We start from the raw sequence: 24,664 nt of genomic DNA, 5'->3' as shown, positions 1-24,664 counted from the left end.
TTTGAAGGCAGCCTTTTCTTAAGCAATTAAATCATTTACTTTTTAACAAACTTACGTGAAACTGTTGTTCCATTTGCTTGAAGTTGTATGATATAAACATTAGGATTTAAATCACCAACGATTATACCTTCTTTCATCACAGCACCGCTTGCTACCTTGCGTCCTGTCAAATCATATATTACATACGTAGATTGTTGATCTATACCAGTAGTAAATAGAATATCTCTTACAGGATTAGGGTAAACACTGATAGCATTTACAGGAATAGATACTTGTGAATTATTAGAATCTCTTGCAGTACCACATTCACCTAGATTAACCCATTGTCCAGGTTGTAATTCAAATAGGAAGTTTTGATAAACAACCTGATCACCTACTGAGTAGGAATTATTACTGTTGTAAGCAGGAACTCCATCACATTTGTCTGTTGACGCTGCGGCAGTTGTTATTCTTAAGTCATCAACAGCAATGTCACCTTGCCAAGATGAGGTTGTATTAACCACAAGGCGCAATTGTACATCCTGTCCTGCATAACTAGCTAGATCAATATTTGCTTGTCTCCATGCTGCTCCTTGATCTCCTTGAACGCTGAATATAGTGGAGTAAGCACCACCATTACTAGCGTCCACTCTTAATGAACCTACAGCATTACCAGTCATCTGATATTGGAAAGAAAGTGTGGCATTTGATGTTGAAGTAAGATCAAAACATGGTGAGTCTAATGCTGCTACTTTATTAAAATTAGGATTAGATGCTTCTACATAAATATAGAAAGTTCCTTGAGCAGCACTGCTAGGTCCTGTACCACTTGAAGGAGTTCCACCAGATCGTAAAGTCCAATCTAAAGAATCTGTATTATTTTGAGACCATTGTCCTAAAGTATTTTCAAATCCTTCTGAATATGGGAAACTTGAAACACCGTTTGCACATCCAGAACCACCACCAGATGAACCACCTTCAGAAATAGATATAGCATCAACAGCAATGTCTCCTTGCCATGAATTTGTTGTATTAACTACAAGCCTTAACTGTTCTACATTAGAACTTAGTGTTGCATTAGCCGTTTTCCATGAAGCTCCTTGATCTCCAGATTGTGTAAAAAGAGTAGACCAGGATGAACTACCTGTATTCCTAGATTGTAATTCAAGAGTACCTACTGCATTACCAGTCATTTGATATCTAAAACTAACATCTGGTGAAGAACCAGCAGCAAAATCTAAACAAGGTGAATTTAAAATTGCAGTTTTATTAAAATTAGGGTCTGATGCTTCTACGTATACGTAGAAAGATCCTTCATCAGCACCGTTAGGTCCTGTGCTACTTGATGGAGTTGTGCCAGATCTACGAGTCCAATCTAGAGAATCACCAGTATCTTGAGTCCATCCACCAAGTGAATTTTCAAATCCATTAGAATAAGGGAAACTATCAATTGTACTGTTACATCCTGTATCACCACCACCAGATGGCGGCGTACATTTTGTAGACTGCGCTAGCGCAGCATGAAAACCTCCATTTAATAAATTAGCTCTCATACGTGCTTTTTGCCCAGCCGTAAACAAGTTCATACAAGCATCATCAGAATAGTCCATGTAATTTTGGACCATATCAACAGATCCACAAGAAACACTACCTATTTGACAACCACCATTTGAGGCGTCAGACTCTGGTGTGTCTGCAACAAAATCATCGGCACCACAAGGTCCATCACCCCAAATGTGGCGCAAACCTAAAAAGTGACCTACCTCGTGAGTAGTTGTTCTTCCACCATCAAATGGTGCCGAAACAGCGCCTACACGCCCAAAATAATTGTATCCCATAACAACACCATCAGTTGCGCGGTTTCCACCAGGAAATTGAGCATATCCTAAAATACCTGGTCTACCATTGCTATTAAGAGCAGAAACAGTCCACATATTTAAATATTGAGTGGTATCCCAAGGGTCGGTACCACCAGTTGCACTGCTTTTCATTCTATTTTGCGTGGTATTCCAAGATGTAACACTGGAAGCTTTACGGGTGATACCATTGGTAGGGTTACCATTAGGATCAACCTGTGCTAGACAGAATTCTATTTGCATGTCTGCTGCTTGTGACCATGTGTTATCTCGATCGCTATTAGTTCTTCTAAAATCCTCATTGAGCACATCAATTTGAGATTGAATTTGAGCTTGACTTATATTTTGAGTAGCATTGCTATAAATCACATGAACAACAACAGGAATGGTTATAACAGCCCCATTCACGGCTTTTTGTTGAATTAAATCATTGGCTTTTTGTTGAATGTATCGTTCTTCTTTTGCGATTTTTTGAGCAAGGCTAGGGTCTTGTGCCATGGCGTATTCCATATCATCATGTGTAGAACAGTCACGTTGTTGGGCCATGGCTAAAGTAGAGATTAGCATAAACAGAGCTAATACTCCAATTGAGTACATTTTCTTCATGTATAAATATTTAGGGTTAACATTTGAGCTCTGAATATAGGGATAAACTAATTGTTTTATCAAAAAATTAACTATTCACAGCATAATACCTATTTTTTTCTATGTAAACCTAAGAATATGATAAATATGAGTTAGTAGGTCGATAAACTGTATATGAAAAACTTAATAGGCTTAATTACAGCTCGATAAGATTAGTGTGTTAACATTATAATTTTATCTTCGGTTACATTTAGTCTCCTTCTACCGATAATAATGGGTTTTATTTCTGTAAAAGATTTTTATTCACAATAAAAGATAAAACTCTGTTAATTAATTACGCTTTCGCGAAAACGTAATAAGCATTACAATTAGTATATTTCAAGCTACTACAGATAGATGGGATATGGCAGAAAACGTACAATATACTGAGGATAATATCAGGTCATTAGACTGGAAGGAACACATAAGAATGCGTCCTGGGATGTATATCGGTAAACTGGGTGATGGATCTAGTGCCGACGATGGTATCTACATCCTACTGAAAGAAGTTATTGACAACTCGATTGATGAATATGTCATGGGTGCAGGAAAAACTATCGAGGTGTCCATTCAAGGTGAACGTGTTATCGTGCGTGATTATGGACGTGGGATTCCACTAGGAAAAGTGGTTGATGTTGTCTCAAAAATGAATACTGGTGGGAAATACGATAGTAAAGCCTTTAAAAAATCTGTAGGATTAAACGGTGTAGGTACTAAGGCAGTGAACGCTCTTTCCACTTATTTTAGAGTTGAATCTACACGTGATGGGAAAAGTGCAAGTGCCGAGTTTGAGAGAGGTGAACTTACCGACAAGGATTTCCTTGAAGAGACATCAAGACGTCGAGGTACTAAAATGACTTTTGTTCCCGATGGTGAAATCTTTAAAAATTTCAAATTTAGGCCTGAGTATGTCTCTCGCATGCTTAAGAACTACGTGTACTTAAATCCAGGTTTAACCATTATCTACAACGGAGAAAAATATTTTTCTGAACATGGTCTAAAGGATTTATTAAGTGAGAAAATTACCGAATCCGATAGGCTGTATCCAATAATACACTTGCGAGGTGATGATATTGAGGTAGCTATTACTCACAGTAAAACACAGTACAGTGAAGAGTATCATTCCTTTGCAAACGGTCAAAATACCACCCAAGGTGGAACGCATCAAGCTGCTTTTAGAGAGAGTGTCGTAAAAACTGTGCGTGAGTTTTATGGTAAAAACTATGATGCGAGCGATGTTAGAAAATCCATTGTAAGCGCTGTGGCTATTAAGGTGATGGATCCTGTTTTTGAATCTCAAACTAAAACTAAATTGGGTTCTACAGAAATGGGTGGAGACTTACCAACTGTAAGAACTTTCATTAACGATTTCATTAAAACGTATTTAGATAATTACCTGCACAAGCATCCAGAAACTGCTGAAGCTCTTCAAAAGAAAATTATACAAGCAGAAAGAGAACGCAAGGAGCTTTCTGGTATTCGTAAACTAGCTAGGGATAGAGCCAAAAAAGCTAGTTTACACAATAAAAAACTAAGGGATTGTAGAGTACATCTAGGAGATACTAAAAAAGAGAATAATCTCGATAGTACTTTATTTATAACGGAAGGTGATTCTGCAAGTGGATCTATAACAAAATCACGTAACGTAAACACACAAGCGGTATTCTCATTACGCGGGAAACCATTGAATTCTTATAACATGAGCAAAAAGATTGTTTATGAAAACGAAGAGTTCAACTTGCTACAAGCTGCTCTCAATATTGAGGATAGTATGGAGGATTTGCGTTATAACAAGATTGTCATTGCAACTGATGCCGACGTGGATGGTATGCATATACGTTTGTTATTGATTACTTTTTTCCTGCAATTTTTTCCTGAATTAATTAAAAAGGGGCATTTGTATATTTTACAAACACCTTTATTTAGAGTTCGTAATAAAAAAGAAACAAGGTATTGTTATACACCAGAAGAACGAGCTGCCGCACTTATGGAATTAGGTAAAAATCCAGAAATTACTCGATTTAAAGGATTAGGTGAAATCAGTCCAGATGAGTTTGTTCATTTCATAGGCGAGGACATGCGATTGGATCCAGTGATGCTAGACGATGGTATGAGTATCGATGATTTATTGAAGTTCTATATGGGTAAAAACACTCCAGATCGTCAAGAATTTATTATTGACAATCTTAAGGTAGAAATGGATGTGATAGAAGAGTAGTATGATTAAATTCAAACATGTGATAATTGCAGCTGTGATAGCCGTTCTACTTTTTTTGATAGGTAGCACGTTTAAAATATTACATTGGGCGTTTCCTTATGGAAATGGTAATTATTTAGGTGGTGAAGACTTAATTGTACTATCAACTGTTATGTGGATCATTTCGGGTACTTTATTAATAATAAAAGCCTATAAATCTAAAGGTGATCACTTTTTCAATAGATGAGGATGTATTGTATTTTGAGTGAGAACATACAAATAAAACAACAGTTAACTAATAGCAGATAACTGAAACGAGTAAATGAGCGAAGAACACGAAGAACACGAAGAACTAGAGCATTTAAACAGTAGCGATCAAGAACAGCATTCTACTGAAACTATAACCAGAGTTACAGGAATGTACAAGGAATGGTTTCTTGATTATGCAAGCTACGTGATATTGGAACGCGCTGTACCAGCCATAGAGGATGGTTTTAAACCAGTACAGCGACGTATCATGCAATCGATGAAGGATTTAGACGATGGTCGGTACAACAAAGTAGCCAATATTGTAGGACATTGTATGCAGTACCATCCTCATGGTGATGCCAGTATAGGTGATGCTATGGTGCAAATTGGTCAAAAGGACCTTCTTATAGATATGCAAGGTAACTGGGGTAATATTTTAACTGGTGATCCTGCAGCAGCTTCTCGTTATATTGAAGCTAGACTCTCAAAATTTGCTCTTGAGGTATTGTATAATCCTAAAATTACGGAATGGCAATCTAGCTATGATGGTAGGAGAAAAGAACCTATAAATTTACCAGTAAAATTTCCATTATTACTTGCACAAGGCGCTGAAGGTATTGCGGTAGGTTTGAGCACTAAAGTATTACCTCACAATTTCAATGAGCTCATTGATGCTAGTATCAAGCATTTACAAGGAAAAAGATTTAAAATTTATCCTGACTTTCCAACAGGTGGCGAGGCAGATATTTCAAATTATAACGATGGTTTAAGAGGCGGTAAAGTGAGAGTGCGTGCCAAGATGCACTCGCCTGAAAAAAACACCATCGTAATTACAGAAATACCATACTCAACTACTACAAGTTCCCTTATTGATTCTATTTTAAAGGCAAATGAAAAGGGGAAAATTAAAATTAAACGTATAGAAGACAACACTGCTGCACAAGTAGAAATCGTGATTCATTTACCTAGTGGTTTATCACCAGATAAAACCATGGATGCTCTTTATGCCTTTACAAATTGTGAGGTAAGTATTTCACCATTAGGCTGTGTAATTGAGGATAATAAACCTCTATTTATTGGTGTTTCTGATATGTTGCGTCGTAGCGCAGATCATACTGTTCAATTACTTAAGTCAGAACTTGAGATATTATTGCATGAGGTTGAAGAACAATGGCACTTTGCCTCTCTAGAAAGAATATTTATTGAAAATAGAATTTATAGAGATATTGAAGAGGAAGAAACTTGGGAAGGAGTAATTAGTGCAATCGATAAAGGACTTAAACCACATATTAAGCACCTAAAGCGCCCAATAACCGAAGAGGATATTGTTAGGTTAACTGAAATTAGAATCAAGAGAATTTCAAAATTTGATATTGACAAAGCACAACAAAAGATTCAGGCTCTAGAAGATCGCATTGCAGAACTTAAACATCATCTAGAACATTTGATTGAATTTGCCATAGATTACTTTACTAAACTCAAGAAGGATTATGGTCAAGGTAGAGAACGCAAGTCTGAGCTGAAAAATTTTGAGGATATAGTAGCAAGTAAAGTAGTTATTAGAAACACAAAACTATATGTTAATAGGGAAGAAGGTTTTATAGGTACAGCTCTTAAACGAGATGAGTATGTATGTGATTGTGCAGATATTGATGACATCATAGTATTTACAAAAGATGGTACGATGATGGTGACAAAGGTGGATTCCAAAACCTTTATAGGAAAAAACATAATCCATGTCGCTGTATTTAAGAAAAAAGACAAACGTACCATTTACAACGTTATCTATAAGGATGGTAAGTCAGGACCTAGTTATATAAAAAGATTTGCAGTGACTAGTGTGACACGAGATAGGGCTTACCCTATGGGTAAATCAGATAAAGGTTCTGTAGTTCATTATTTCAGTGCAAATCCTAATGGTGAAGCTGAAGTTGTTACAGTAAACTTAAGACAGCAAGGCAGTATTAAAAAGCTTAAATGGGATATAGATTTTAGTGAAATCCTCATTAAAGGAAGAGCATCTAAAGGAAATCTCGTAACTAAGTATAACATTAAGAAGGTCGAACTTAAAGAAGAAGGTGTAAGTACACTTAAACCTAGAAAAATTTGGTTTGATGATACAGTACAGCGTCTTAATGTAGACGGTCGTGGTGAATTACTAGGTGAATTTAAGGGAGAAGATCGTTTACTTATTATCAATCAAAAAGGTATCGCAAAGACTATTATTCCTGAGGTGACTGCTAGATTTGATGATGATATGGTAGTCCTTGAAAAATGGGAGCCTAAAAAACCTATTAGTGTTATCTATTATCACGGTGAGAAGGAATTATTTTATATCAAAAGATTCCTTATAGAAAACCCAGAACGAGAAGAAGGTTTTATTCCAGATGTACAAGGATCCTATCTGGAAGTTATATCTACTGATTATCGCCCTATGGCAGAGCTGGTTTTTAATAAACCTAGAGGTAAAGAACAGCCGCCTAATGAAGAGGTTAATATTGAGGAATTTATCGCTGTAAAAGGCATAGGAGCTCAGGGTAATATGCTTACTAAATCTAAAGTGAAACAAATTAACTTATTAGATGCGTTACCATATGAGGTACAGGAGGAAAATGAAAGTGAAAATGATGAAATAACCACCTCAAAAGAACATCTTGAAACGTCACAACAAACTGATGCTAAAGATGAACCTACGACCAATAAGTCTGAAGATAGTAATCTTCCAGAACCACCGGTGGATGATACGGGACAAAGTAGTCTGTTTTAAATTACGCTTTCGCGAAAGCGTAACAAAAAATATTATTTATTTGCTAGGAACGTCTATAGTTGGTTTCTGATCTGATTTGTTAAAAACGTAAGTAAATAACCACGTAAGTGTAAAGGTAGGAATGATATCCATACCAGGAACCAATTCTTCTATCGTAGTAATGATACCAGCTGCAACACCTGTTTTTCCTGGGTAGAGTAGGGTCATGAGGTAACCTGCTATGGGTGCCCAAAATAAATCTGTCGTCTCTCCCAAAAATGGAAGGATGTAAGATGACATACCTACTAAATCTAAGGCTATACTGGCAAAAAGTTTTGATTTTTTAGATTGAAACATATTCAGTTTTTTAAACTGTTTAATTCAAATAACGTTCCAAACTTATTTTTTAGTATCTCAAAAAGGATTAATGCTTTGTATTTTAATGTTTTAGAAAGGTTGGTTTAAAAGTTTAACGTTAGGCCTACCGTATTAGGGGTCGCACTAAAACTGAGAGAGTAGGAACGTTGTTTAGGTTTTTTAGTTCCATAACGCTGCTCGCCATATCCATTTCTAGTATCTAAATATCTATCTACGGCTTCTACGGTTGCAATCGTAATTGCAAGACTTAGAACTACATCGGTCAAGTAGTGAGCTCCTTTCCAAACACGTGAAGCTGGTGAAACTAAACCTAGAGTATAAATACCTGCTTTTACCCAGGGATTATCAAAATGTTTTGCGAGCGCATAGGCTGTGGTGAATGACAAAATGGTATGACCAGATGGAAATGATCTATAACCCGACTCGCCAGAAAACGGTCTAAATTCAGATTTTCCTACACCAGTTTCTGGTCTACCACGTCCAGTAACAGATTTTAAAAACTGTTGTAGAAGACCACCAGCGGTTGCGCTACTTATCATCAATACACCTGTTCGCCTCCATTCAGGGCTTTTGGTAAATAGTCCGTACAAATAGATACCACCAGTTACACCATAATTGTTTTGAGGACTTCCAAAGTACCATCCAAAATCACTAATTACAGTTGGAATATCGTCTTGTTGTCTGCGTGCCCAATCGCTTGTTTGTTCATCAACTAAATACAAACCACCAACAAGACCAGCAGTAGCACCTGCACGCAACCAATCTCTTTGTTGCCAGTGAAAAGGCCTTGAATAGGTGTAGGCTACACCATTAAACGCATTTTTTCCATCATAAGCTAGTAGTTGCCAGGTATTCATTTCTTCAACTTGTAAAGATGTGAATTTATCTGATTTGAAGTTTTGACTAAAAGATAAACTGTTGATTAAAAGTAGAATAAGAATGATTACTAGTCGCCTCATAGGTAAATGATAATTTGCAAAGATACACTTAGAAGTTGTTTTGATACGCTGATTAACAATAGTCTATGAAATAAGTGTAATATTTCTACTCAAAAATCGAATTTTAATTTTTACCAAAACAAAATAATAGTATATTTGCAACCGCTTTTCACAATAGCGTTAGATTATTGTACAAACATGGTCGCGTAGCTCAGCTGGATAGAGCATCTGCCTTCTAAGCAGACGGTCACAGGTTCGAATCCTGTCGCGATCACAAAATAAAAAAAAACCACGCTGATAAGCGTGGTTTTTTTATTTAAGGAGATATCTTTTTTTAATATCTTGATTAATGGACTGGATTAAATAAATGATTTAAAAATGCTATATCCTAGGTACAGCATAATCATTCCTAGTATCATACTTCCGAAAAAATAAAGACCTGCATTTAAAAAATCTCCATTTTTAATAAATTTTACTAATTCTAATGAAAATGTTGAGAAGGTGGTAAGGCCACCACAAAATCCTATTCCTAATAATAAATATCTAGGATGCGATATACCATCTGTACGCTCAGTCAACTGCCATAAGATTCCCAATAAGAAGCAGCCTAGAACATTTACAATCAATGTAGGTAACCATTTTATTGTACCAGAATTCATGTATATGGAAACGGCATACCTTAGGTAACTACCTATGCCACCACCAATAAAAACTAAAAAGAAGCTTTTCATTCTTGAATAGGTAAATAAATTTCTGTTAGATATGCTGCTGGATTTACCGTTTCATATTTAGAGACTCTATAAACGATATAAGGAGAAATATCAGAGGCATCTAAATTATTCAAGACTCTATAAGCTGTTGCCTCTTCCCAGGCTTCATTTAAAAATTCATGTTTTCCTTTTAAGGTTGTTTTTATGGCCTGAGTTGCAGGTGTAAAACCACATAAAACATTGCTGCCTGTTTCAGTTTCTATTCTATCTTTAACAGGAATGGCAGCAGAAAATATTAACTGACCTAAAGTAGGATCGTTTTTTTCAAAAATGATCATAGGATTTCCAAATGGCTTTATATCATGAATATTCATGTACTTTTTTATGTTTTGAAACATACTTTCTTGCAAGGTTTCCATGGTTTTTGTTGTTGCACTTGTCGACATGTATAAGTAGTAGCTGCCGCCTGTATCAAGAACTCCATCCACTGATACTGTATATTTATTCAATTCCTGTTGTACAACACTGTCCAAATTTTTAAGGCCTTGTTGATACATAGGTCTTATTTCCTTTTCTAAATCAATTCCAAAAATCGCATTGAGCATTTTTTCTTTTAGGCTATTCTCACCTTTTATATTCCAAATAACTTTATTTGCTTTATCCTCAGGCATTATCATCATACTTACCTCACTATTGGAAACAGCAAATCTGCTATCGTACTGCATATCAAAGACTATTTTCTTATTTGGGTCTACGTTAGTGATAGTCATTTTACCATTTCCATATTCATCTGTAAAGGTGTAATAGCCACCTACACCGCTTGTTTGTTCTCCCATTGTCGAGTTTATACCATCTTGCATGGTCCATGGATTCCAATTATTCCAACTTTCAAAATCATCTATTTGCTCATAGATAACTTGTGTAGGTGCTTCGATAGTATATTCTTCAGTAATACTATATGTTCCGTCTTGAAGAGAGAAATACACTACACTGGCTATAATACCAATTACTAATAAGATGATAAAGTACTTTAATGCTTTCATAGGGTTGATAGAATTAATGGCCAAAAAGGTATGACAAATCTATACAAAATAAAACTGCCAGCTGTATAAGCCGGCAGTCTGATGAAAGTCTAGAGACTTTCTTCCCCCTAAAATTCAGTTAATAAAAGAAGTATTGGTCGATTGTGAAAATCCTCTTATTACTTATCCAAATATATTAGCATCTAAGCGGGAAGAAGTACCCCTAAATGGGTATTTTTAAAATAATTTATATATAAAAACATGGATTTAATTAACAAATGTTAATTGTAGTGTTTGTGAACCGATAAAGCGTATCTCATTAGTTCTCCTTTTCCTTTGAGCCCCAACTTCTGAATCATGTTTTTACGATGCTTTATGATAGTACCTACAGCGGTATGCCGGATCTCTGCAATTTCTGAACTTTGTTTCCCTTGAGCTATTAGTTTAAGTATAACTCTTTCAGTAGGAGACAGTTTAGGTTTAATATCCGCTTTTGTGTAAATTTCTTCGACAGCAATATTTTTATCAAAATAGCTTTTACCTCTTGAAACTTCAATAATAGCTTTTCTGATTTCTTCTAGTGGCCTACGTTTCAATAGGTACCCAGATGCACCGGCTTTTATAGCATCGTTTATAGCATCATCGTGTTCAAACATAGAGAAAAAAATCACCTTAATTTTTGGATGCGTTTTCTTGATTGTTTTACACATTTCAATACCATTCATACGAGGCATACTTATGTCTGATAGAATAATATCGGGATTACGGTGCTTGATGTTTTCTAACAATTCTTTGCCGTCGTGGGCAGTTCCTATAACGGTAATTTCTGGATCATTTTCAAGTAATAATTTAGTTGCATCTACAATGGATACATGGTCGTCTGCAATTAGTAGGTTGATCATAACGGTATATCGATGGTTATTGTGGTTCCAAAACCAGGTTGCGAGTCTATTTCAAATGTTCCTCCTGTATTTTCTACCTTTTTCTCTATACTATATAGCCCCATTCCATCAGTTGGTTTAATTGATACAACATTCATCCCTATACCGTTGTCTTCAATCATGATGTTTAAATGGTCTTCATAAGCAGTTAGATTAATAAAGGCCTCGCTGGCTTGTGCGTGTTTTATAATATTATTTAATAATTCTTGTATGATTCTAAAAATCAATAATTCTAAGCTGTTTTCTAATGTCGTGTCTAGCCCATAGTGGATCACTTCGACATCTAGCTCTTTACTTTGACTGATTTTTTGAGCTAGACTCTCTACACTAGGTATTAAACCTTTACTAGCTAGAACACCTGTAAAGCGTTTATGCGACATTTGACGAATTTTTTCATAAGTATCGTTAAGCAGTTGTTCTGTTCTATCAAAATAAATCTTATTGTCTTGTTGAGCTGCTTGCCGTTTTAAATTTTCAAAATGCAGTTTCATAGTGGTAAGAGAACTTCCTAGGTCATCATGTAATTCGGTGGCTATTTCCTTTCGTTCTTTTTCTTGACCAGCAATCATAGCATCGATAGTAGATAACTCTTGCTCTTTCAATATTTTATCTTTTTGCGCCATGATGAGTTTCTTCTCTTTTTCTACTAAAAGCTTTTTCTTACGCTGGTTGTTATAAAACCACAAACCTATAACGCTTATAAGGATTGCTGTTGCTATAAGCGCGATAATAACCTTTTGATTTTGTTCGTTTTTAGTTTCTTGTTCTGCTATTTTTTTCTCTTTCTCAGCAGTTTCATATTTTGCCTCAAGCTCTTGTATTTTACTCTCACTTTGTCTAGCATTAATGGTGTCAATGTTATCAAGTACATCAACAAATAATTCGCTGCTCAGCTTGTATTTGTTGTTATAGTGATAGGCTTCAGCAAGATTTCTCTTATTATTAATAAGGTTAAGTAGGTCTAGGTTATCAGGAGCGAGTTCTTGAGCTTTCAACGTATACTCAAGAAATTTCTCATAATTCTCCATTCTTTTATAGACCTGTCCAGTATTGTTGTAGTTACCATATAGTCCAGTAGTATCCTTAATTTTAGAATAGTACTTTTCTATTTTTTTTTGAAAAATTAAAGCAGAATCTAACAATCCTTGACGCTGATAAACTACTGAAAGATTACTTTCAACAGTAAAAATATCTTCAATTTTGTTGTATTCCTTTGCTATTTCTCTAGCCTTCCACAATTCATTTTTTGCTTGGTTATATTGATTATTGTGGATTAAGTACCCTGTTGAATATAGGTAGCTAGTAATTTCAAGATCGGGATCCTCTAATTTTTTAGCAATTTTTTTATTGACCTCTATAAGATCCATAAAACCATCAGGCACCTCGCTTACATAAAAATAGGCATATATTAATTCATCATTAATATAGAATAGACTTTTTAAATCTTGTGGATCACATGATTTTTTAAGTTCAAGAAGCCTATTATAATGAGCAGGAGCATCGTGATCTATTCCATATTGAGCAGTACTTTCTGCAATTTTAATGCGGTACTGCTCATATATTGAATAGTCATCAAGGTTCAATGTATCTACAATAGCTAGAGTAGTTTCATATTCATTATCATAATTATTGATAAGTAAGTCTACATATGAAAATTCCTGAGCTACAATCCATTGAGAAATAAATAAAAATAAGAGGCTGGCTACTGTTCTCAAGAAGGTCTTATTTTATTTTTCTTTTCATCATATTACCAATTAGGATAGGTTTAGAAACTTCTTCAGTGCCCTCACAGTAATCAATATCTAAAGAAGTATCCATGATAAAATCACCACTAAAACTTTGGTTAAATTCAATCGTTTTATTGTCGGGAGCGCCTTGTTCAAAAACGATTACCATTTTATACTTATCATCTTCGTTTATAATTTGAGCATCGGTAACGTATCCTATATCATTAGCAATGGTATGAAACGTACCACTTACTAAAGTTACAGTTTCATCGTTGGTCCCACTAGGTTCCCAGGTAAAATCTGCTTTTACGATAGGAGCATTTTCTTTTGAGGCAAGAATTACATTTTCATCTTGGTAATAAAAGTCTACGGTTATAGCAGGATCGATAGTGTAATTGCATTCCATTGATGTTGCTTTCTTCTCAATTGTCGTTTCCATTTCCTGCATCTTTTCTGGCTTTTTTTCTTCTTTACAGGCGGTCATTAAAGTTGCAACGGCGATTAATGCAAGTGAAATTCTTTTCATAATTAATTGGTTTATAGAATGAGTAAATTAAGTTAAATGGCTAGCATTATTCAATACCCTTTATGGGGTACGTCTAGCTATGTAAATGTAAAAATTCTTTACAATATGAATATTCCTACAACTAGTAGTCGTCTTAAATGGATAACAGATTATTCAACTTAATTAAATAATTGATAATTAATTATTTGAAGATGAGATGGTGTTTTCGCTTTCGCGAAAGCGAAAAATCATTAAATAAAAGTAGGTAAGATTTATTTAAGGAACTCCTGAAGAATATATTGATAAAGTTGTTTTTGATTCATGTCTACTAAGCTCATTGAATCATCGAGTAGTTCACTCTCTATAGCATTTACAAGATTATTATCATTCAAATCATGTTTATGAAGTTTCCACTTGCCATCATGATATTCCAGGGCTGTGCAATGTTCAACCCAGTCACCACTATTTAAATATCGTATTGACGAGCCATTTTTAAAATCTATCGTTTTGTCAGTAGGTTGGTGAATGTGACCGCAAATTACATAGTCATAACCTTGTTGACGAGCCATTTGTATGGCAGTTTGCTCAAAGTTGCTGATAAATTTTACTGCACCTTTTACACTAGTTTTTATTTTACGAGAAAGTGAAACTTTACCTTTACCTAGTTTTCTAGACAAATAGTTAATAGCGGTATTTACTAAAATCAAGCTATCATAGCTCATCGCGCCTATTTTTGCCAACCATTTACTATTTTGAATGGAAACATCAAAAATATCACCGTGAAAAAACAGGGCAGTTTTTCCGTTACAATTCCATTCTAGCTTATTTACAATTTTAATATTACCCAGTTCAAGGCCGTTGAATTTTCTGAGCATTTCATCGTGATTACCAGTGATATAATAAATTTGAGTTCCTTTGGATGCTAGTTGAAATAGTTGTTTTACTACTTTCATGTGACTTTTGGGCCAGTAGCGTTTTGAGAACTGCCACATATCAATAATATCGCCGTTAAGAACTAAAGTGTCTGGTTTTATACTTTTTAAATAGCTATAGATTTCTTTTGATTGACAACCATAGGTCCCCAAATGCACATCGCTTATTACTACAAGATCCACTTTTCGTTTCATATAACCCTTTGATAATGATGTTTATAAAACTAATTGAAAGGGTTGATTACTAGGTTATAAGAATTTTATGTGTTCTTTATTTAAAGGCTATCACTAAATGAAATAATTGTAAAAAAAGCCGTCATTAAAATGACGGCCTAGCATAACATTGAATTTAGTTTAATTATCTTATTTCAAACTGAGCATCAATAGTTAACCTTTTATTTATGTTAGAATTATTATATAATCTTTAATCAAACCTAATCTCGCTTAAGTTTACTTAACTTTTTGACTAATCAACAAATATTGAATTAGTTGAAATGAAAATTTCATCGATAAAAAAACCGCTATTTCTAATTAAAGAATAGCGGTTTCCAACATTTAAAATTAACTTTCTAATTAGAAAGGATAAGCATTACTATCGGTTACCTTATCTGCGATCGTATTTCTTAACGCTACGATATTAGGCAGATTTGTATATTTAGTAAATCGCTTAAGTCCCATAAGCATCATGCGTTGTTCGTCACCTTCTGCAAAGCTTGCGATACCTTCTTCAGCTCTGTTTTGGATGATTTTCACTGCATTGTATAAGTATAGCTGAGACATAGCAATTTGCTCTTTTTGCGCTTCTTCACTTGATCTAGCGATATTTTTCTGAGTTCTAAGGATAGCACTTTCAGCCATATAAATCTCAATAAGAATGTCTGATGCAGCCATAAGTAACTGTTGGTGTTGTTCAAGTTCAGTTCCAAATTTTTGAACTGCACTACCAGCTACCATTAAGAATACTTTTTTAAGTTTCTTAATCATATCCATTTCTTCACTTAATGGCTCAGAAAAATCTGGTACATCAAAAGAAGGAATAGAGGTAAGTTCATTTGCCACAGCCATTGCTGGTTCCAGTAAATTTACATGACCTTTCATCGCCTTCTTAACAAGCATACCAACGGCAAGCATTCTATTTATTTCATTTGTACCTTCATATATTCTTGAGATACGAGCATCACGCCACGCTGCTTCCATAGGAGCATCGGCACTGAATCCCATACCACCGTATATTTGAATACCTTCATCACTACAGTTTTGAATATCTTCAGATACAGCTACTTTAAGAATAGAACATTCAATCGCAAACTCTTCAACTCCTTTCAGTTCTGCAGTTGCAAATTCATCTCCTTGTTCTTGTCTAATATGGATACGATTTTCTATGTCTTTTGCTGCACGATATGAAGCACTTTCGCCTACGTAAGCACTTGTAGCCATGTCGGCTAATTTCTTACGAATAGCACCAAATTTTGCGATTGGAGTTTTAAACTGCTCACGTTCATTTGCATATTGAGTAGCTAAAGAAATTACACGACGCTGTGCATCTAAACAAGCTGCAGCAAGTTTGATACGACCTACGTTAAGAGCGTTCATAGCAATTTTAAATCCTTCACCACGTCCAGCCAGCATATTTTCAACAGGAACTAGGCAATCATTAAAAAATACTTGACGGGTAGAAGAGGAGTGAATTCCTAACTTGTGTTCTTCCTCACCTAATGTAATACCATTTGACGGGTCATTTTCTACAATGAAACCTGTGATATTTTTATCATCTTCTAAACGGGCAAATACTACAAATACGTTACAGAAACCTGCATTTGAGATCCACATTTTCTGACCGTTGATTTTGTAGTGTTTACCGTCCTCAGTAAGTTCAGCTTTAGTCTTACCAGAATTTGCATCAGATCCAGCACCAGGCTCTGTCAAACAGTAAGCTCCAAACCACTCACCTGTAGCAAGTTTTGGAACATATTTTTTCTTCTGCTCTTCAGTTCCATAAAGTGTGATAGGCATAGTACCTATTCCTGTATGAGCACCAAAAGCTGTAGCAATAGAACCAGTTGCTCCTGATATGTAATCACATACTAACATGGTTGAGACGAACCCCATTCCTAGACCATCATATTCTTCAGGTACGGCTACACCTAAGAATCCCATTTCACCTGCTTTACGCATTACTTCTTCAGTAAGAGCGTAATCTTTCTTTTCAAATCTTTCTTTATGCGGTACAACTTCTTTGTCTACAAATTCTGTTACCGACTCTTTCATCATGATTTGTTCCTCAGAAAAATCTTCAGGAGTAAAAACGTCCTGTGGATTTGTTTCTTTCACGATAAATTGACCACCACGGATTATACCGCTTTCATTTGTTGTTTCTGTTGCCATTTTTTTACTTTTTATTACGATTCTTAGAAGAAAGAATAGTACTCAAATCTATTTTGAAATTGATTACCTAGTCCCAGCATATTAATCTGTGCCTGGCAGATCAGTCTTCTAACTTTTTTTAATTATTGTTTTATTTAAGGAATTCGTAAACACCACAAGCTCCTTGACCTGTCCCTACACACATAGTTACAAGACCATATTTATTCTCTAAATTTTGACGTCGCATTTCATCAAATAATTGTACACTTAATTTTGCTCCTGTACATCCTAGTGGATGTCCTAATGCAATAGCTCCTCCATTTGGGTTCACTATATCTTGGTTAAGGCCCAATTCTCTGATTACTGCAAGTGATTGAGAAGCAAATGCTTCATTTAATTCAATCATACTTACATCATTTAAAGTAATTCCTGCTTGTTTAAGTGCCTTTGGAATAGCCTTTACTGGTCCAATACCCATGATTCTAGGAGGAACACCTGCAGCTGCAAAGTTTACCATACGTGCGATAGGTTCAAGATTTAATTCCTTTACCATTTCTTCACTCATCACTAAAACCATAGCTGCTCCATCACTCATTTGTGATGAGTTACCAGCAGTTACCGAACCACCAGCAGCAAATACAGGTCTTAATTTTCCTAGAACCTCCAGTTTAGTATCAGCACGTGGTCCTTCATCTTTGTTTACAGTGTAGGAGCGTGTTTCCTTTTTACCAGCAGCGTTAATAAAAGTTTCCTCTACTTCTATAGGAACGATTTGGTCTTGAAATCTATCTTCAGCAAGTGCTTTCAAAGCTTTTTGATGAGAATTAAATGCAAACTCATCTTGGTCTTCTCTAGAAACTTTGAATTCGTTTGCAACAGCCTCTGCAGTTAACCCCATTCCCCAGTAATAGTCTTCATTACCGGCTTTTGCTACTCGGTAATCTGGAGTAGGTTTATAACCACCCATTGGAATATAAGACATCGACTCTGCACCACCGGCAATAATACAATCTGCCATTCCCGATTGGATTTTTGCGGTTGCCATGGCAATAGTTTCTACACCACTAGCACAATATCTATTTACAGTTACACCAGGAACATCATCAATTTTTAATCCCATTAATGAAATTAAACGCGCCATATTAAGTCCTTGTTCAGCCTCGGGCATAGCGTTACCTATGATGACATCATCAATTCTTGTTTTATCTAAGGCAGGAACTTCTTTAAGCATAGCTTCAATTGTTTCTGCTGCCAGTTCATCTGGTCTTTTAAATCTGAATACTCCTTTAGGAGCTTTTCCCACTGCTGTTCTTTTAGCAGCAACTATATATGCAGTCTTGTTCATTTCTTTAATATTATAACAGGATTATAGATTTATGTTTGAGAACAAGTTATCTAATTGAAATCCTATCATTTGTTATTTTTTAATTTGCTGTGAAACTGGTTTATTGAATTAGTTTCTTAACGGTTTACCTTTTTGCAACATGTGCTGTAAACGTTCCAAAGTTTTACGTTCACCAGTTAAACTTAAAAAGGCTTCTCTTTCAAGATCTAATAAATATTGCTCTGATACTAGAGTAGGAGCACTTAAATCACCACCAGCCATTACGTAAGCTAATTTATTAGCGATTTTCTTATCATGCTCGCTTATGTATTTTCCAGCTTCCATACTGTCTGTACCTACTAAGAACATTCCTAATGCTTGTTTACCAAGTACCTTAATGTCTTTACGTGGTGCAGGTTGCGTGTATCCTTTATCTGCCATTAGGCGTGCCTGCGCTTTCGCGAAAGCGATGCGACGATTGTCATTAACGACAACTTGATCAATTCCTCTTCTTAAGATACCTAGGTCGTAGGCTTCGTAAGCACTAGTTGCTACCTTGGCCATACCTACAGTTAAGAAATATTCTTGTAAACGATTAAGTTCTACATCGTTCTTTTCGAAGGTGTCACTTGCACGTAGCGCCATTTCCTTTGATCCACCACCACCTGGAATAACTCCTACTCCAAATTCTACTAGACCTATGTAGGTTTCGGCACTGGCTACTGCCATATCACTGTGCATCGTAATTTCACAACCACCACCTAATGTCATTTGGTGAGGTGCAACAACTGTTGGAATACTGCTGTAACGTAATCTCATTACGGTATTTTGGAATTGCTTAATAGCCATATTAAGCTCATCGTATTCTTGCTCTACAGCCATCATGAATATCATACCGATATTTGCTCCAACGGAGAAATTTGCTCCATTGTTTGCAACTACAAGTCCATCAAAGCGGTCTTCGGCAATATCTATAGCTTTATTAAGTCCAGCTAATACATCGCCACCAATCGAATTCATTTTTGAAGTGAACTCTACATTCAAAATACCATCACCTATATCATGAACAGTAACACCACTGTTTTTAAATACTGGCGCTTGTGCTCTAAGGTTGTCTAGGATAATAAAACCATCTTGTCCTGGTTTCTTAACGTAATCCTTGTCAGGAATAGAGTAGTAATAAGTTGCTCCATCGCGTACAGTGTAAAAAGAGTCATAACCTTTTTCTAGCATTTCTGTCACCCAAGCAGCTGGTTCCTTACCTATGGCTTTCATAAGTTCTACACCTTTTGCAACGCCTACAGCGTCCCAAACTTGGTATGGACCATGTTCCCATCCGAATCCAGCACTCATCGCATCGTCAATACGGTATAACTCGTCTGAGATTTCAGGAATCCTATGTTGTACGTAAGCAAATAGTGATGCAAATGATTTTCTATAAAACTCTCCTGCTTTATCTTTTCCTTTTATCAGAACAGGAAAACGATCTGCAACATTATCAATAGTCTTAGTTAACTCTAATGTTGCAAATTTTGCTCTGGGCTGTTTAACATATTCTAGTGTATCTAGATCTAGAGCTAAAATTTCCTTTTTACCCTCGTTTGAAACACTTTTCTTATAGAAGCCTTGGCCTGTTTTTGAACCTAACCATTTGTTTTCCATCATAGTGCTGATGAAATCTGGTAATTTAAACGTGTCACGGTGCTCGTCTTGCGGACAGTTTTCATAGACTCCGTTTGCTACGTGTACCAACGTATCCAATCCTACAACGTCAACTGTTCTAAAAGTAGCAGACTTAGCACGTCCAATAACAGGACCGGTAAGTTTGTCTACTTCTGTAACTGTAAGGCCCATTTCTTTTACTGTATGAAATAGACTTTGTATGGAAAAAATTCCGATTCTATTTCCGATAAATGCTGGCGTATCTTTAGCTAGTACTGAAGTTTTCCCTAAGTATTTTTCACCGTACTCCATAAGAAAATCCGTAACTGACGGATCACAGTTAGGTCCTGGAACTACTTCGAATAATTTTAAATATCTAGGAGGATTAAAGAAGTGGGTTACTGCAAAATGCTTTTGAAAATCCTCACTACGACCTTCATTCATAAATCCAATTGGAATTCCAGAAGTATTTGAGGTTATTAAGGTACCAGGTTTACGGTACTTTTCAATTTGTTCAAAAACAGATTTCTTAATATCCAATCGCTCAACAACAACTTCTATTACCCAATCTGTATTTGAGATTTTTTTCAAATCATCTTCTAGGTTTCCTGTCGAAATACGATTTGCAAAAGCTTTATTATACAGAGGAGCTGGCTTACTTTTTATTGCAGCAGCAAGATTATCATTTACCATACGATTACGTACAGCTTTGTCTTCAAGGGTTAAACCTTTAGCTTTTTCTTTATCTGTAAGCTCTCGTGGAACAATATCTAATAATAATACCTCACAGCCAATATTGGCAAAGTGACAGGCAATTCCACTACCCATGATTCCAGAACCGATTACGGTTACATGTTTGATTCTTCTTTTTCCCATATTACTTTCTAACTAAAAAGGGTTGATTTTTAAATATCTTTTTTGAATTAACTATTTCATTTATTCTGTAAGCTACTTCTAGAAATGTTTCTAGTTTATCTTCTTCAATTTCCTCACGTATGTGGTTGTCAAAGGTTTTTACAACGGATTTAGAAAATTCTCTCATTTCCCTACCGAATGGTGTTAAATGAATTAAAACACTACGACCATCTTCTGGATTTTTTTTCCTTTCAATAAGTCCTTTGTTTTCCATCATTTTAAGTGTTCGAGATAATGATGTCGCTTCCATTCCCATCTTTGGACCTAAGGCTGTACTAGGAGTTCCATTCTCGGGATCTATACTTATTAAAGCAAAACCTGTAGCCATTGTACTGCCTTTTACTGCGGCTTGTTCGTTGTACATTTTAGACACTGACATCCAGGTAGCTCTTAAAATATAATCTATTGTTTTATTATGTCTCATACTCATTAATAGACCGCAAGATAAAACATTTTACTATGCACGCATAATAAATTAACAAAAAACTTCAATCGTTATAGTAGTTTGAATAATCATAAAATTACTAATTATATTTTAATTATACTCGAGTTGATTAGCTCAATTTTGGAGTTAAATATCTGACTATAAGTTTATAAAAGTTCGATAAATAAAAAAGCCTCTGATTTTTTATAATCAGAGGCTTTAAAGAGTCGGTTACTTAAAAATCTTTGTTAGTAATTGATATAAACCCAACTAGCTGTATCTTCTTCATCAGGATCATTATACTCAATAGTATAGAAATATACTCCTACAGGAACTAGACCATCGCCAGCAAGTAAACCTTTATTCGGTATTCCTGCAAATTCTTCATAATTATTTGCTGACGTTTCATAAATCATACTTCCATTACGATTAAAAATTTTCAATACAAAATTAGGGAACTGTTCTGCTAGTCCTGGAATAGAGAATGTGTCGTTTACTCCATCATCATTTGGTGAGAATCCTTCTGGAAAAATGATTTCACATCTCTCAAAAATTATTGTAAATGCAACTATATTGAAACAACCTGTTTGTATATTCTCTAAGCGTGCATAAAGAGTTCCTGTAGTAACACCGGCTTGGAATGGCGTTGAGTAATTTGTTCCTAATGCATTAGAATCGGCTTCAGCATCTGCTTGAGATTCATAGTAGTTAACGATGTGATTAGCTGGATCATTACCATTAAGCACAGCATCATTTTGTACTGATAAATCAAATGTATTTTGATCTAAAGAGCTATTTTCATCACAGATATTGGCAAGATCTTGAGGTTGACCAATACTTGGAGCATCTAGAACTGAGATATCAAACTGTGTAGTATTTGAACAACCATTTGAGTCAGTCAATCTTACATAAATTGTTTGAGTTCCAGTAACAGTATAAGGCGAGGATAATGGATTAGCTCCAGTTTCAGCATCTCCTTGTGAAGCATGATAGCTTACTGAACCTAGACCATTTGGATCTACTTCAATATCTTGTTCTGTTAGATCAAAGTCTGAACTACCGTCTAAAGGAGCATCGTCACACACTTCTATATTCATAGGAGTTCCGATTGTAGGCTCGCTTAAAACAACCAGATTAAATTGAGCAGTACTGTAGCAGTCTTGATCAACGTCGTTTTCAACTCTTACATAAATGGTTTCAGTACTAGTTGTGTTAGTGTAAGCGACAGATGTGTCGATAGCATTCATTCCAGTATCTGCATCCATTTGAGTAGGGTGTAAGGTAATGGTAACATTGAATGAAGTACTTACAGCTGATTGTATGGTAGGTAAATATGAAGCAAGATCAAAATCTTCAATTCCATCTTGTGAAATATCATCACAAGTTTCAAAATCTGGAATTGGATTGATTGCCGGAGTAGGACTTACCATTAAATCAAATGAATCAATAGCACTACATCCATCGTCAATAGGTGAAGTATTGTTTGCTATCCTTACCCAAATTGTTGTAGTTCCTAAAGGAGCATCAAAATTCAATGGTAATTCATTTACACCTGCATCTGCATCGGTTTGATTTGCGTGGTAAGTGATATCAAAGGTAGTAGCATCTTGGCTACCTAAAACATCTGCTGTGAACTGACTTAAGTCAACAATCTCACTACCTGATGCGTCATCATCACAATAGTTAAGTAGTGTAGTATCAATAGGATCAACGATTCCATTTTCATAAATGGTAATTTCTTGAGTAAAGTTTCTTGTATCTCCTGAAACGTTAGTCACGTTTACACTCACTACATAAGTTCCTGCAGAAGCATAAGTATTGTATACAGCAACAGGTCCTGTAACACTCGCTGTATTACCATCACCGAAATCCCATGTACTTGCTGCTACTTGTGGTAAACAAGCTAAAAGAAATTCAGTTGCATCACCTTGACACTGATCGTTAAGAGTGAAAGAACTGGAGAAACTAGATTGAACAAATACAGGTAACCCTTGTTTTGATACACCAGGGCTGATGTCAAATCCGTTTGCATTATAGGTTGCGGTAGGAGTTTCAGGCCCTACTATCATTCCTAATTCTGTTTGATCAAAACGGCCAACATAAATATTTCCATCACGAGCTAATTGTAAGGTAGATCTCCCTTCCGAAACATCAGCTATCTCTCTTTTGGTTGCTAGAATATTATTAGCATCACACAACTCGTATTGAAAGATCTTTTTATTTCCATTAAATCCGTAGGTGATACTTTCATCATGATACAAGTACTGAGAAGAAGGAGAGAATTCTGCTCCATAAACAGGACCGTTATGAAGAACTAAGCCATTTCCACCAAATTGACCATTTCCTGGGTTAAAGTCGTACAAAACAGTACCTTCAAAACCATTAAAGCTATTCTGGTTACAGATTACTAGCTTTGTACCATCAGGACTTACTCTAAGTTGTCCTCTGTCTGCACTAGAAGATGCAGTTGGGACTGAATAGTATGGAAGGTTACCATTTCCTTGTTGTAAAACAGGATTTGGGAATACAAATGAAACATTAGGACCTGGAATACCTCTAACTTCCCAGGTAAATAGTGCATTGAAGTTACCAGTACCATTTACAGTTGAAGTTGCATTACTTTCAGCAAAGGTCATTACATAGGCATTATTACTACCTGTTTGAATAGTAGCAGCTACTTTCTCTGCACAGGATTGGATAAGTACTACGTTTTTAACACCAGCAACAACATCTCCTAATCCACCGTTAAGAGACATTTCAACTCTAGAGTATGATAAAGGGCCATTACCACCAGCACCTACCGTAAAAATAAAATAAACTCCAGGTGATTCTGGAGCTTTTACGATTATGGCACTTTGGGTACTAGAAAAGTTACCATCTAAACCTGTACCATTAGGCATGATGTTACCATTTCTATTCCATACGGTGATTCCGTCTGTGAAAAATAAAAGGTTTCCTGAATCATCTGAAATCGATGCAACACCTTCATCCGTGTCATATCCAGATGTAGCTACTGCTGGATCTAGTGAACGATTTTGAGGGTTTGGAGTGAATTCTACACCAGCTTGATCTCCAAAGATCCACCAGGAGGATTCTTCTTGGGCAAGCATGGTTGTACTTACAAAAATTAAGAGTAATAAAGAGTAAATTGTTTTCATGTTGTTTTTCAAG

General features: G+C 35.7%; 18 protein-coding genes and 1 tRNA gene. 5 read left to right on the top strand and 14 right to left on the bottom strand.

From position 1 onward, the window contains the following. Positions 1-35 precede the first annotated feature (35 nt). On the bottom strand, positions 36-2,441 hold the full coding sequence (locus tag AAT17_RS02625) for a M43 family zinc metalloprotease (protein WP_060522829.1): 2,406 nt from the start codon (positions 2,439-2,441) through the stop codon (positions 36-38). Positions 2,442-2,823: 382 nt separating this feature from the next. Between AAT17_RS02625 and AAT17_RS02620 the strand changes: the two genes are divergently transcribed. The 3 genes from AAT17_RS02620 to AAT17_RS02610 all read left to right on the top strand — a co-directional run bounded on the left by AAT17_RS02620 (position 2,824) and on the right by AAT17_RS02610 (position 7,672). Beyond that, a complete protein-coding gene (locus AAT17_RS02620; protein WP_042278285.1) occupies positions 2,824-4,677 on the top strand; it encodes a DNA topoisomerase IV subunit B in 1,854 nt (617 codons plus the stop codon). A 1-nt stretch (position 4,678) separates the two neighbouring features. Further along, entirely contained in the window at positions 4,679-4,903 is a 225-nt protein-coding gene (locus tag AAT17_RS02615; protein WP_060522828.1) for a hypothetical protein, read from the top strand. Between the two features lie 75 nt (positions 4,904-4,978). After that, positions 4,979-7,672: a DNA gyrase/topoisomerase IV subunit A gene (locus tag AAT17_RS02610; RefSeq protein WP_060522827.1), complete on the top strand. Its 2,694-nt coding sequence runs from the start codon at positions 4,979-4,981 to the stop codon at positions 7,670-7,672. A gap of 36 nt (positions 7,673-7,708) precedes the next feature. Here the strand turns inward: AAT17_RS02610 and AAT17_RS02605 are convergent, their stop codons facing one another. After that, positions 7,709-8,008, bottom strand: a complete 300-nt coding sequence (locus AAT17_RS02605; protein ID WP_042278290.1) for a hypothetical protein — start codon at positions 8,006-8,008, stop codon at positions 7,709-7,711. A 104-nt stretch (positions 8,009-8,112) separates the two neighbouring features. Next, entirely contained in the window at positions 8,113-8,988 is an 876-nt protein-coding gene (locus AAT17_RS02600) for a phosphatase PAP2 family protein (protein ID WP_060522826.1), read from the bottom strand. A gap of 179 nt (positions 8,989-9,167) precedes the next feature. On the opposite strand from AAT17_RS02600, the gene AAT17_RS02595 reads away from it, so the two are divergent. Continuing rightward, positions 9,168-9,241: transfer RNA gene (locus AAT17_RS02595), tRNA-Arg, on the top strand. An 85-nt stretch (positions 9,242-9,326) separates the two neighbouring features. Here AAT17_RS02595 and crcB read toward each other — a convergent pair. From crcB to AAT17_RS02570, 5 genes are all read right to left on the bottom strand, one after another. After that, on the bottom strand, positions 9,327-9,698 hold the full coding sequence (gene crcB / locus AAT17_RS02590; protein WP_060522825.1) for a fluoride efflux transporter CrcB: 372 nt from the start codon (positions 9,696-9,698) through the stop codon (positions 9,327-9,329). After that, positions 9,695-10,720: an SRPBCC family protein gene (locus tag AAT17_RS02585; RefSeq protein ID WP_060524952.1), complete on the bottom strand. Its 1,026-nt coding sequence runs from the start codon at positions 10,718-10,720 to the stop codon at positions 9,695-9,697. The genes crcB and AAT17_RS02585 overlap by 4 nt, the downstream gene beginning before the upstream one ends. A gap of 260 nt (positions 10,721-10,980) precedes the next feature. Then, complete coding sequence (locus AAT17_RS02580) at positions 10,981-11,601, bottom strand: response regulator transcription factor (RefSeq protein ID WP_042278380.1); 621 nt, start codon at positions 11,599-11,601, stop codon at positions 10,981-10,983. Further along, positions 11,598-13,355, bottom strand: coding sequence for a sensor histidine kinase (locus AAT17_RS02575; RefSeq protein WP_060522824.1), 1,758 nt, complete (start codon positions 13,353-13,355; stop codon positions 11,598-11,600). Before AAT17_RS02575 ends, AAT17_RS02580 begins: the two co-directional genes overlap by 4 nt. A 7-nt stretch (positions 13,356-13,362) precedes the next feature. After that, complete coding sequence (locus tag AAT17_RS02570; RefSeq protein WP_060522823.1) at positions 13,363-13,893, bottom strand: hypothetical protein; 531 nt, start codon at positions 13,891-13,893, stop codon at positions 13,363-13,365. Between the two features lie 36 nt (positions 13,894-13,929). Between AAT17_RS02570 and AAT17_RS13525 the strand changes: the two genes are divergently transcribed. Then, complete coding sequence (locus AAT17_RS13525) at positions 13,930-14,055, top strand: hypothetical protein (RefSeq protein ID WP_258150502.1); 126 nt, start codon at positions 13,930-13,932, stop codon at positions 14,053-14,055. 89 nt (positions 14,056-14,144) lie between these two features. On the opposite strand, the gene AAT17_RS02565 is transcribed toward AAT17_RS13525, so the two are convergent. The 6 genes from AAT17_RS02565 to AAT17_RS02540 form a co-directional block, all read right to left on the bottom strand. Continuing rightward, positions 14,145-14,999, bottom strand: a complete 855-nt coding sequence (locus tag AAT17_RS02565) for a UDP-2,3-diacylglucosamine diphosphatase (protein ID WP_060522822.1) — start codon at positions 14,997-14,999, stop codon at positions 14,145-14,147. A gap of 378 nt (positions 15,000-15,377) precedes the next feature. After that, entirely contained in the window at positions 15,378-17,189 is a 1,812-nt protein-coding gene (locus AAT17_RS02560; RefSeq protein WP_042278387.1) for an acyl-CoA dehydrogenase family protein, read from the bottom strand. A 130-nt stretch (positions 17,190-17,319) separates the two neighbouring features. Continuing rightward, the gene (locus tag AAT17_RS02555; protein WP_060522821.1) at positions 17,320-18,513 is read right to left on the bottom strand and encodes an acetyl-CoA C-acyltransferase; all 1,194 of its coding nucleotides are present in this window, start codon (positions 18,511-18,513) and stop codon (positions 17,320-17,322) included. A 108-nt stretch (positions 18,514-18,621) separates the two neighbouring features. Continuing rightward, positions 18,622-21,030 carry a 3-hydroxyacyl-CoA dehydrogenase/enoyl-CoA hydratase family protein gene (locus AAT17_RS02550; RefSeq protein WP_060522820.1) on the bottom strand — a complete coding sequence of 803 codons (2,409 nt, stop codon included), beginning with the start codon at positions 21,028-21,030 and terminating at the stop codon, positions 18,622-18,624. A 1-nt stretch (position 21,031) separates the two neighbouring features. Next, the gene (locus tag AAT17_RS02545; RefSeq protein ID WP_060522819.1) at positions 21,032-21,493 is read right to left on the bottom strand and encodes a MarR family winged helix-turn-helix transcriptional regulator; all 462 of its coding nucleotides are present in this window, start codon (positions 21,491-21,493) and stop codon (positions 21,032-21,034) included. Between the two features lie 248 nt (positions 21,494-21,741). Further along, positions 21,742-24,651 carry a gliding motility-associated C-terminal domain-containing protein gene (locus AAT17_RS02540; RefSeq protein WP_060522818.1) on the bottom strand — a complete coding sequence of 970 codons (2,910 nt, stop codon included), beginning with the start codon at positions 24,649-24,651 and terminating at the stop codon, positions 21,742-21,744. Between the last annotated feature and the right edge of the window lie 13 nt (positions 24,652-24,664).

Origin of the sequence: Nonlabens sp. MIC269 (genome assembly GCF_001430865.1) — a bacterium.
Classification (GTDB): Bacteria; Bacteroidota; Bacteroidia; order Flavobacteriales; family Flavobacteriaceae; genus Nonlabens; species Nonlabens tegetincola.
The sequence above is the reverse complement of the archived record's forward strand: the minus strand, read 5'-3'. Positions and strand labels throughout refer to the sequence as shown.

Excerpts from the sequence above, each read along its gene's own strand:
- AAT17_RS02625 (WP_060522829.1), bottom strand. The coding sequence starts at position 2,441 with ATGAAGAAAATGTACTCAATTGGAGTATTAGCTCTGTTTATGCTAATC.
- AAT17_RS02620 (WP_042278285.1), top strand. The coding sequence starts at position 2,824 with ATGGCAGAAAACGTACAATATACTGAGGATAATATCAGGTCATTAGAC.
- AAT17_RS02615 (WP_060522828.1), top strand. The coding sequence starts at position 4,679 with ATGATTAAATTCAAACATGTGATAATTGCAGCTGTGATAGCCGTTCTA.
- AAT17_RS02610 (WP_060522827.1), top strand. The coding sequence starts at position 4,979 with ATGAGCGAAGAACACGAAGAACACGAAGAACTAGAGCATTTAAACAGT.
- AAT17_RS02605 (WP_042278290.1), bottom strand. The coding sequence starts at position 8,008 with ATGTTTCAATCTAAAAAATCAAAACTTTTTGCCAGTATAGCCTTAGAT.
- AAT17_RS02600 (WP_060522826.1), bottom strand. The coding sequence starts at position 8,988 with ATGAGGCGACTAGTAATCATTCTTATTCTACTTTTAATCAACAGTTTA.
- crcB (WP_060522825.1), bottom strand. The coding sequence starts at position 9,698 with ATGAAAAGCTTCTTTTTAGTTTTTATTGGTGGTGGCATAGGTAGTTAC.
- AAT17_RS02585 (WP_060524952.1), bottom strand. The coding sequence starts at position 10,720 with ATGAAAGCATTAAAGTACTTTATCATCTTATTAGTAATTGGTATTATA.
- AAT17_RS02580 (WP_042278380.1), bottom strand. The coding sequence starts at position 11,601 with ATGATCAACCTACTAATTGCAGACGACCATGTATCCATTGTAGATGCA.
- AAT17_RS02570 (WP_060522823.1), bottom strand. The coding sequence starts at position 13,893 with ATGAAAAGAATTTCACTTGCATTAATCGCCGTTGCAACTTTAATGACC.
- AAT17_RS13525 (WP_258150502.1), top strand. The coding sequence starts at position 13,930 with ATGGCTAGCATTATTCAATACCCTTTATGGGGTACGTCTAGCTATGTA.
- AAT17_RS02565 (WP_060522822.1), bottom strand. The coding sequence starts at position 14,999 with ATGAAACGAAAAGTGGATCTTGTAGTAATAAGCGATGTGCATTTGGGG.
- AAT17_RS02560 (WP_042278387.1), bottom strand. The coding sequence starts at position 17,189 with ATGGCAACAGAAACAACAAATGAAAGCGGTATAATCCGTGGTGGTCAA.
- AAT17_RS02555 (WP_060522821.1), bottom strand. The coding sequence starts at position 18,513 with ATGAACAAGACTGCATATATAGTTGCTGCTAAAAGAACAGCAGTGGGA.
- AAT17_RS02550 (WP_060522820.1), bottom strand. The coding sequence starts at position 21,030 with ATGGGAAAAAGAAGAATCAAACATGTAACCGTAATCGGTTCTGGAATC.
- AAT17_RS02545 (WP_060522819.1), bottom strand. The coding sequence starts at position 21,493 with ATGAGACATAATAAAACAATAGATTATATTTTAAGAGCTACCTGGATG.
- AAT17_RS02540 (WP_060522818.1), bottom strand. The coding sequence starts at position 24,651 with ATGAAAACAATTTACTCTTTATTACTCTTAATTTTTGTAAGTACAACC.